Genomic DNA, 8,717 nt, shown 5'->3' with positions numbered 1-8,717 from the left:
ACCGCCAACCGCGATAGGTGGGCTCCGATTTTGATCAATTGCCACACGACGATTGTGAACCCAAAGACCAAAACAACTAACGACCACTCAATTGTGGGCATGGAATTCTCCTTTCCTAGACCGATAATCTACGCGTCCGACCGCAATCACCTGCTGACGCTGTACTCCTTCATGTGACGCCCAACGTTGAGCTTGAGGGGCGCGGAGACAGCAAGCGAAGCTTGCTGGCGGAGCGTCCCTCTCGAAGCGTTTGTTAGGCTCAGAACTCCGCTTCAGACAAGCCATAGGTCTGCATGTTTCCATTCTGCACCTTGTACAGCGTCATCGTGATATTGCTGTATTGAACGCCGTCGTAAGTTTGGATTTCTTCAAGAGTAAACGCCTCCGAGCGGGACAGGCCACCATTGCCAAGGTCGCGGTAGCGAATGTCGTAGCTTCCGGCTGTAATTTTGTTCAAGGTGAAGCTGCCAAATGCGGGAATATAGAACTGACGGACTGGATAAGCCTGCGCACTATCCAGAGAAACCAGCTTAACAAAAACGTCAGAATCGTTTCGGCTGTTATCTACCGTAACCGTTGAGAGACCGCCCGAGTGCAAACGCTTGTAGCCGCCAACATAACTGGCTGAAACTGGCCAAGGCTGTCCATTTGGTGCTGTGCTTGGCCTTACATATTCAGGGCGCACTGGCGACGCTGGATTTTCTTGATACGGTTTTGGTCCTGGCGGTGGGGTACTCGGCTTATCGGTAGCCCAAATCCAAACGAAAAAAGTTGCGATGCCATACAGAAGCCAATTTCTTAGAACATGTGCAATGACACCCGCTCTCCCAGTGCGTGTTTTATGCGATTTCAGATTCAGATATGCTGCAGATGCGGCTGCGTTACGACCGCACACTACGCAATAACCTTTAGCATCGTGTTCGGTTTCTCGTGCACATGAAGCACAATTCCGTCGCATCAGTGTATTTGATTGTTGCGCCTGATTGTCTGACTTTGTCGCATTCGCAGATGCACGCTCTTGTTGTGCCACCCATAGATCATGCTCTTGGCGTTTATCAGGATCGGATAACACCTCGTATGAAGTATTGATGATCGCCATGATTCGCGTGGCTTCTGCATTTCCAGGGTTTCGATCTGGGTGAAATTTTTGCGAGAGCGTTTTGTATGCAGCGCGGATTACTTCGGGCGGTGCGTTACGAGCCACCTTCAGATTGTCGTAGTGAGTGTGAATCTGTGCCATGTGGTCAGGAGCCTAACGTAGAGCTAACCGGCGGCGCGTCAGCGCCGTCCAGCGACCGAAGGGAGCGAGGTTGAGCGCCGGGTTAGATGCGGTCAAGCCAAGACTGGTGATGATTAACTGGCTTGATTCACATCGACGCGAGGGATGGGCAACAGACGACCCAGCTACGGAGCCGCTACTGTGCCGATCAGTTGGCTGGTTGGTGCATGATGGTGACGCAGCCAAGACGCTTGCTCCGCACATGACGGACGAAGCGACACCGCAGCGGGCAGGGGAAATGACAATACCAACATGCGCCATAGTGAGAATAAGGACGCTGAAGTGATTATTTCTTTTGTTTTGGTTTGTCCTTCGCCTGTGTCAGTGCGGAAGCAGCAATACTTTTCTGCGCTGGCGTTGATTTCGGGTTGGATAAAACTTTGCTGGCCTTGGAAGCAACTGATGGACTGGTTTTTTCATTCTTTGCCACGGTACGACTCCTTAAAAATTGCTGCTGGTTTGACTACACGGGGGAAAAGAGCATCTAACGTAGAGCTAACCGGCGCTGCGCGGCTTTATCGCGCAGCGTCCAGCGACCGAAGGGAGCGAGGTTGAGCGCCAGGTTAGGAGTACTTTGCATAAGCGAGTGTGTTTTTCTTTAGATATTTTTCGCGCTTCTCATTGGGGAGCTTTGTGTAGTCATCGGCTGCCTTTTTCAGTTCGTCGACGTAGTGGATGGCAAGCTCCCAGAAGATATTGTTTCGTTCTCCGTTTGTAAGATGCGGATGAACCTTCTGAGCAAACCAACCAAACATATAGACCTGAACCGTCGTTGGAACTGCGCCGTGAGAGGTGAGGTACGCAATCTTTTCCACATCGCCGAGAAACCGATTGAATTTCTTTTCCATGTCTTCATCAGTTGTATCTCGCTTGTAAGTGTTGGCCTCAAGCTCCTTGATGTTGGCCATGATGAAGCCGTCTGCATTAAACAGTTGGTCGTGTGCGTCGAAGTACCTCTTCAGATTTTCAATTCGCTTGTTACGGAACTGAAAGTACGAATTTGTGAGGTAGGTCAAGACGGCGATGACAATACCAACAATAGTCGCAAAGTCCTTCCAATCTGCCAGCGTCATAAGGTAGCACTCCTAACAAGCAATATACACCTTGGCAGGTGTATATTTCGGTAGAGGGTAGGTGTATAACACGGTTGCCATTCATCTATCCCTTTGTTTTAATTGCCTGATTGAGAAATAGAGGGCTTCATGGATGAGTATAAACACACCTTCGCCTAAATTACTTGATCAGGTTCGTGATTTGATTCGAACCAAGCATTACAGCATCCGCACGGAAAATCAATATCTTCAATGGATTAGGCGGTTCATCCTGTTTCACGGCAAGCGGCACCCGCGTGACATGGGCGCGCCGGAGGTCGAGGCGTTTTTATCCCATTTGGCAGTTTCCCGCGATGTGGCCGCTTCAACGCAGAATCAGGCTTTATCAGCACTGTTGTTTTTGTATCGCGAGGTGCTGGGTATCGATTTGCCTTGGCTGGATAATGTTACTCGCGCCAAACGGCCTCAACGCTTGCCCGTCGTGCTTTCGCGCGATGAGGTTCGCGCCGTGTTGGATCGGATGTCGGGCGTTTATGGTCTGATGGCTTCGCTGTTGTACGGTACGGGCATGCGCTTGATGGAGTGCGTACGGTTACGCGTTAAGGATGTGGACTTTGCTCGGGGTGAGATTTTAATCCGCGATGGCAAAGGGGCGAAAGATCGGGTGACGATGTTGCCAGAATCGCTGGTGCCCGCCTTGCAAAGCCATTTGAACCAACGCCGCGCTATTTTCGAGGATGACTTAAGGGCTGGCAAAGCGGGCGTATATTTGCCGAATGCGCTGGCGGTCAAGTATCCCGGTGCACCGATCGAATGGGGATGGCAGTATGTATTTGTTTCTGGCAGTTATTCGATGGATCCACGCAGTGGTGCCGAGCGGCGCCATCATCTGGATGAAAAGCTGTTGCAACGCGCCATGAAAAAGGCAGTGAGGGCAGCCGATCTGGCCAAACCAGCGACACCGCACACGTTACGCCATTCGTTCGCCACGCATTTGTTGGAGCGTGGGCAGGATATTCGAACGATTCAGGCGCTGCTCGGCCATAAGGATGTGGCGACGACGATGATTTATACGCATGTGCTTAATAAAGGCGGGCGCGGGGTGGTCAGCCCGCTCGATTTCTGAGCGGGTGTTCTATTATTGAGGGCCTGTTTTACCCGAGATAAACCCATGTCTGAATTCTGGAATCAAAAATACGCGCGTGATGATTATTTTTACGGTGAGCAACCGAATGACTTTTTGCGTTCGCAGGTGTTTCGCCTGTCGCCCGGTGCGCGGGTGCTGGTGGTGGGCGATGGCGAGGGGCGCAACGGCGTGTGGCTGGCGGAGCAGGGCTTTACTGTAACGACGGTGGACGCTTCCCGCGTGGGGTGCGAAAAATCCGCTGCCCTGGCGTCTGATCGGGGTGTGTCACTCACTACGCTATGTGCTGATTTGTTGACATGGGATTGGCCGGTCGCCACGTTTGATGCGGTAGTTTCTGTGTTTCTGCATTTTTCGCCCGATGAACGGAAGGTAGCCCATGAGCGAATGCAGGCGGCGTTGGTTCCCGGCGGTTGGTTGATTATTGAGCAGTTTCACCCGAATCAGTTGAACGGTTACACCAGCGGCGGGCCTAAAGCTGTTGAGATGCTAACCACGATGAGCGATTTGGCTGATGATTTTAGCGCCATTGAATGGTGGCTACTGGCCGAAGGGACAACGCGGCTTGAGGAAGGATCGGGGCATTCGGGCTTGGGTTATGTGAGCCACGGAGTCGGGCGCAGACAGTGAAAACGTTTTCAAGGGAAGTACGAATATAGTATTTCTGCGGGCTTGTCTCGGCAAATCCCCCCTGCCCCCCTTTGCTAAAAGGGGGGTGAGGTGGTGCCTTTGTGAAAGGGGGGAGTGAAACGCTGGAATCTTGCGCTTCCCCCTTTGTAAAAGTGGGATTGAGGGGGATTTGGTGGTTTGGATACGGTGTGACAAATCCCCCCTGCCCCCCTTTGCTGGCTACGCCAGCTTCGCGTTAAAGGGGGGGTGAGGTGGTGCCTTTGTGAAAGGGGGTTGAAACGCTGGAATCTTGCGCTTCCCCCTTTGTAAAAGGGGGATCGAGGGGGATTTGGTGGTTTGGACAGGGTGCGGCAAATCCCCCCGCCCCCTTTGCTAAAGGGGGCGGGTAAAGCGATGCATTTGCGAAAAGGGGGTGAGGCGGTGCCTTTGCGCAAGGTGGGTTTGAGATGCCGTTTTCAGAGGTGGTCTGCGTACGGTTTTGGTATTGCTCGCCCCTTCAGTCGCTGGGTAGTGGTGCCATTAATGCTTGTATGTCGGCTTCGCTGAACTTGGTTAGTGCGGAGCCGTCGCCGCTCAGTACGCCTTCGGCGAGTTTGGCTTTTTTGTCCTGAAGGGCGAGGATTTTCTCTTCAATGCTGCCTTCGGCCACCAGTTTGTAGACGAATACCTGCCGGGTCTGGCCTATGCGGTGCGCGCGGTCGGTGGCTTGATCTTCCACGGCGGGGTTCCACCACGGATCGTAGTGGATGACGGTGTCGGCGGCGGTAAGGTTGAGGCCGACGCCGCCGGCCTTGAGGCTGATGAGGAAGATGGGTATGTCACCGTTCTGAAACTGGCGCACGACGGTTTCGCGATCACGGGTTTCGCCGGTGAGAATGGTGTGGGCGAGTTTGGCTTTGGTCAGCGCTTCGCTGATGAGTGCCAGCATGGATGTGAATTGCGAGAACACGAGGATGCGGCGCCCTTCGTCGACCAGTTCCGGCAGCATGGTGAGCAACAGGTCGAGTTTGGCGCTTTGCGCTGCGTGCTTGCCGCTCTTGCCCGTCTGGCGACTGGGCAGCAGGCGTGGGTCGCAACAGACTTGGCGCAGCTTGAGCAGGGCATCGAGGATGACGATGTGGCTGCGCGCCAGTCCCATGCTGTCGATGGATTGGCGCACCTTTTCATCCATGGCCGAGCGGACGGTTTCATACAGGTCGCGCTGCGCGCCTTCGAGTGACACGCTGCGGATAATGCTGGTTTTAGGCGGGAGTTCTGCCGCGACATCTTCTTTGCGTCGCCGCAACAGAAAAGGGCGCAGGCGGCGGGCGAGCAGGTCGCGGCGGATGGTATCGCCATGCTTTTCGATGGGTGTGCGAAACGCGCGGGTGAACGCGGTTTTATCGCCGAGAAAGCCGGGCAGCAGAAAATCGAACTGTGCCCATAATTCGCCCAGATGGTTTTCCATCGGTGTGCCGGTCAGGCTGAGGCGGTGTTCGCTTTTGATGCGCCGTATGGCCTGAGCCGCCTGACTGGACGCGTTTTTGACTGTCTGCGCTTCATCGAGAATGAGCTGGCTCCAGGTGTGTTGTTCCAGTACTTCGATGTCTCGCCACACCAAGGGATAGGTGCTCAGCACGATGTCGTGTGTGTCGATTTGATCGAACAGTGTGCTGCGGTTGGCGCCATGCAGGGTGAGTACGCGCAGTGCCGGTGTGATGTGTTCGGCTTCGTGCCGCCAGTTGAACAGGAGCGAGGTGGGCAGCACGATGAGCGCCGGATGCGTCAGTCGACCCTGTTGTTTTTCGCGCAGCAGGAAGGCGAGGGTTTGCGCGGTTTTCCCCAGGCCCATGTCATCGGCAAGAATGCCGCCAACACCCAGCGTGCGCAGGTGGCTCAACCAGCCGAGTCCTTCGCGCTGGTAGCCGCGCAATTCAAGACCAAGCCCTTCGGGTGGCTCGACGGCTACGGGCACGCCTGCGCTTTGGATGCGCCGGGCCACTTCCAGTGCGTGTATTGACCCATTCGGTCGCATGTCCTCGGGCAGCGCCGCCAGCCGGGTGGCATCGAGCGTGTGCAGGCGCAGTCCCTCGCCCTGCGGCCGGTCGAACAGGTCGATGAGCTGGCGTACGATGGTTTTGATTCGCCCTGCTTCAACTCGGATGCGCAGGTTCTCATGACTGCGCAGAATCACGCTGGCATCATCGGCCTGTTCGTCGATAAAGCTGCTGTCCAGCCAGCGCGGTTCGCGCGCGAACAATTCACTGAGCATGGGTGTGAGTGCAAGCCGCTGGCCGTCGATCAGCACGCCAAGATCAAGGTCGAACCAGCCGGAACCGTCTTCGTTGACGGTGGCATCCCAGCCTTCCGGCTCATGCCATAAATGGCGAAAGTCGTCGGGGATTTCCACTAGCCAACCCGCAGCGCGCAGTTTTGGCAGCGTTTCGATCATAAATTCAACCCATGCCGCCTCGTTTTCCAGGCCATACAACACGCGCGCGTCATCAAGAACACTGGCGGGGATGCGGATGAGGCCGTATTTGCGTAGCTGGCGCGTCCAGCGTGCTTCTTCGTCTGCTTGACGTTTGATGTAGATCCACTGCCCCTCGGCGTTCTGACTCAACCCTGTGCGATCATCGGGGCCGACCCTCATCCCGTCGTAGTCGAACGCAAATTCAGCCACATCAAATCCATTGAGCACACCGCCATAGCTGCGGTATGGGTTGATACGTCGAACTGCCAGTGTGTGCAGACCGAGAACGGGCGTGGGGGCGATGTCGATGGCGGCGGCTTCGCTTTGGATGGGTGGAGCTAGGTCCGGCGCCGATTCGGCCAACACTTTGGCGACCAAGGGCAACGCCTGTTCGGTGACCGGCGGTATGCTGAGCAAGCGCTTGATCCGGCTTGGATCTTCGGTCGCGTTCACACGCCCCAGCTCACCGGTGCGCGCATCCAGATACCAGAATGCCGATAGCGTGAACAGTTTTGCTGCGGGTTCGACCAAGAGTTCAGGGCGCAGGGTGCTTCCCTCCCGGCGCCATTGCAGGCGTCCTGCACGATCTGCTCCACGTTTTAGTGGCGTATGGCTTTCCTCGATATACAGCCGCCCGGTGTCGCACATCAAATCGAGCGCCATCTCGCCCAGGTCGTTTTCCAGCGAGAAGCCGTTGTAGCCAAAACCGAAGGGCTGGTGGTTGATGAGGTGAAGAATAGAGCGGTCGACTTGCTGGATGAAAAGAGGTGGTTTGCGCAGCGCACCATCAATGTTGTACCAGTTCTTCGCGGACTCCAAAATTATCCCATCCTTGCCCACCCGCACTTTGTACAGATATACCTTTGGAAGCAGTTCTCTGCCAGAGGGTGGTTTAAGCAGGTAAACCAGCATTTCCTTCATGGCTTTGGCCGCATTGGTCGTGCTTTGCTGCCATTGATCCAGCCATGCCAGCGTTTCCTGGGACAAGCCCGGAATAGCGTGCCGATAATTCAACGCGGCGATGAGCGTAGCGGCGGCGTGCTTGCATTGGTAGCCGACAGGACAACTGCATTCCGCGTCGAAGAACACCTTGTCGCCCGTATCATGATAAAAATTGATATGAACATCATATGGGGTTCTGGCTGTGCCCTGCACTTCTGCGTTGATATAGCTATTTTCCACGTGCAGTAGCCGAACGGCATTACGGATGTAAGGCTGGGCTTTTTTTATTTCATGCGCGCCAAAATAGTCGGTGATGTCGGCCAGTGTGAAGGGAAGATGGATCGGGCGGGTCATGTTTTATGTATCGTGCAGCGGGTCATTGCGGAACAATGTCGGGTTTTTTTTAACCCCTTCATGGGGGTTTTTCGAGGCGACATCAGTCCGCAGAACATAACAGTTTGTTGAATACTTGTGTAGCCCATCGCCCGGTGTATAGATGCAGGGCGTGCCGCAGAGGCTATGGAGTGTCGTTGATGCTATGGAGGGCTGGAGCTGAATGATTTTTTCGGCACATTACGTAAATGACTATTGTTCTCATTTGGTTTTGCATGCTACAGTTTGGTTAAGTATTAAAAATCGCTTAATTAGGTTTGTTCCTAACCCCCGGTATAATGAGGTAATTAAACATGTTGACCCTCGCTCAGTTGTCTTCCCGGAGCAATATTCCAGAGATGCCTCACACGTCCTCAAAGCATAGCCCTGCGCCAGCGGCCAGTTTCGGCATTGGTTTGGCGGCGCGCGGTTCACGTGTGCGCGTGGTGGGTTTGACGGGCGAGCATCCGGCACTGGCCAAGCGTCTGGAAGGCATGGGTATTCATGCCGGTAGTGAACTGGAAATCCTACAACGTGAAGGCGGCGCGCTGATCGTGCGGATCGGCAGTTCGCGTATTGCACTGGGCACAGGCATGGTGCACAAGATACTGGTTACGGCGCAGTCATGATTGAGGAGCCGACGGTTACGCTGCTCGATTTCAAGCCCGGCGATGGTGGCATGGTTAAAGGGTTTGCGCCTGGCAATGCCGATTACCGCCGCCGCCTGATGGCAATGGGTTTAACGCCCGGAACCCGTTTTACTGTTACGCGCTTGGCCCCTTTGGGTGATCCTATTCAGCTCAAGGTACGCAACTCTGCGCTGACGCTGCGTAAGGACGAGGCCCG

Annotated in this window: 8 protein-coding genes; 4 read left to right on the top strand and 4 right to left on the bottom strand. The window is 54.9% G+C overall.

All coding sequences use genetic code 11. The features are described from left to right. Nucleotides 1–259 precede the first annotated feature (259 nt). From M7R55_RS02115 to M7R55_RS02105, 3 genes are all read right to left on the bottom strand, one after another. Nucleotides 260–1,240, bottom strand: a complete 981-nt coding sequence (locus tag M7R55_RS02115; RefSeq protein WP_298218062.1) for a J domain-containing protein — start codon at nt 1,238–1,240, stop codon at nt 260–262. A 325-nt stretch (nt 1,241–1,565) separates the two neighbouring features. Then, on the bottom strand, nt 1,566–1,709 hold the full coding sequence (locus M7R55_RS02110) for a hypothetical protein (protein WP_298218061.1): 144 nt from the start codon (nt 1,707–1,709) through the stop codon (nt 1,566–1,568). A 133-nt stretch (nt 1,710–1,842) separates the two neighbouring features. After that, nucleotides 1,843–2,352 (bottom strand): hypothetical protein, encoded by a 510-nt coding sequence (locus tag M7R55_RS02105; RefSeq protein WP_298218060.1) that lies wholly within the window; start codon nt 2,350–2,352, stop codon nt 1,843–1,845. Between the two features lie 133 nt (nt 2,353–2,485). Here M7R55_RS02105 and M7R55_RS02100 point away from each other — a divergent pair, with 133 nt between their 5' ends. Both M7R55_RS02100 and M7R55_RS02095 read left to right on the top strand, forming a co-directional pair. After that, a complete protein-coding gene (locus tag M7R55_RS02100; RefSeq protein WP_298218059.1) occupies nt 2,486–3,457 on the top strand; it encodes an integron integrase in 972 nt (323 codons plus the stop codon). Between the two features lie 45 nt (nt 3,458–3,502). After that, complete coding sequence (locus tag M7R55_RS02095) at nt 3,503–4,105, top strand: class I SAM-dependent methyltransferase (RefSeq protein ID WP_298218058.1); 603 nt, start codon at nt 3,503–3,505, stop codon at nt 4,103–4,105. Nucleotides 4,106–4,601: 496 nt separating this feature from the next. Here M7R55_RS02095 and M7R55_RS02090 read toward each other — a convergent pair whose 3' ends face one another. Next, on the bottom strand, nt 4,602–7,853 hold the full coding sequence (locus M7R55_RS02090; RefSeq protein WP_298218056.1) for a DEAD/DEAH box helicase: 3,252 nt from the start codon (nt 7,851–7,853) through the stop codon (nt 4,602–4,604). Between the two features lie 332 nt (nt 7,854–8,185). On the opposite strand from M7R55_RS02090, the gene M7R55_RS02085 reads away from it, so the two are divergent. Both M7R55_RS02085 and M7R55_RS02080 read left to right on the top strand, forming a co-directional pair. Continuing rightward, nucleotides 8,186–8,500: a FeoA family protein gene (locus M7R55_RS02085; protein ID WP_298218054.1), complete on the top strand. Its 315-nt coding sequence runs from the start codon at nt 8,186–8,188 to the stop codon at nt 8,498–8,500. Next, on the top strand, nt 8,497–8,717 hold a 221-nt coding region (locus M7R55_RS02080; protein WP_298218052.1), incomplete at its 3' end, for a FeoA family protein. The genes M7R55_RS02085 and M7R55_RS02080, both read left to right, overlap by 4 nt.

It is taken from the genome of Halothiobacillus sp. (assembly GCF_027346185.1).
Classification (GTDB): Bacteria; Pseudomonadota; Gammaproteobacteria; order Halothiobacillales; family Halothiobacillaceae; genus Halothiobacillus.
The sequence above is the reverse complement of the archived record's forward strand: the minus strand, read 5'-3'. Positions and strand labels throughout refer to the sequence as shown.

Bases quoted from the DNA above. Each gene is read 5' to 3' on its own strand.
- M7R55_RS02115 (WP_298218062.1), bottom strand. From the start codon at position 1,240: ATGGCACAGATTCACACTCACTACGACAATCTGAAGGTGGCTCGTAAC.
- M7R55_RS02100 (WP_298218059.1), top strand. From the start codon at position 2,486: ATGAGTATAAACACACCTTCGCCTAAATTACTTGATCAGGTTCGTGAT.
- M7R55_RS02090 (WP_298218056.1), bottom strand. From the start codon at position 7,853: ATGACCCGCCCGATCCATCTTCCCTTCACACTGGCCGACATCACCGAC.
- M7R55_RS02085 (WP_298218054.1), top strand. From the start codon at position 8,186: ATGTTGACCCTCGCTCAGTTGTCTTCCCGGAGCAATATTCCAGAGATG.
- M7R55_RS02095 (WP_298218058.1), top strand. From the start codon at position 3,503: ATGTCTGAATTCTGGAATCAAAAATACGCGCGTGATGATTATTTTTAC.
- M7R55_RS02105 (WP_298218060.1), bottom strand. From the start codon at position 2,352: ATGACGCTGGCAGATTGGAAGGACTTTGCGACTATTGTTGGTATTGTC.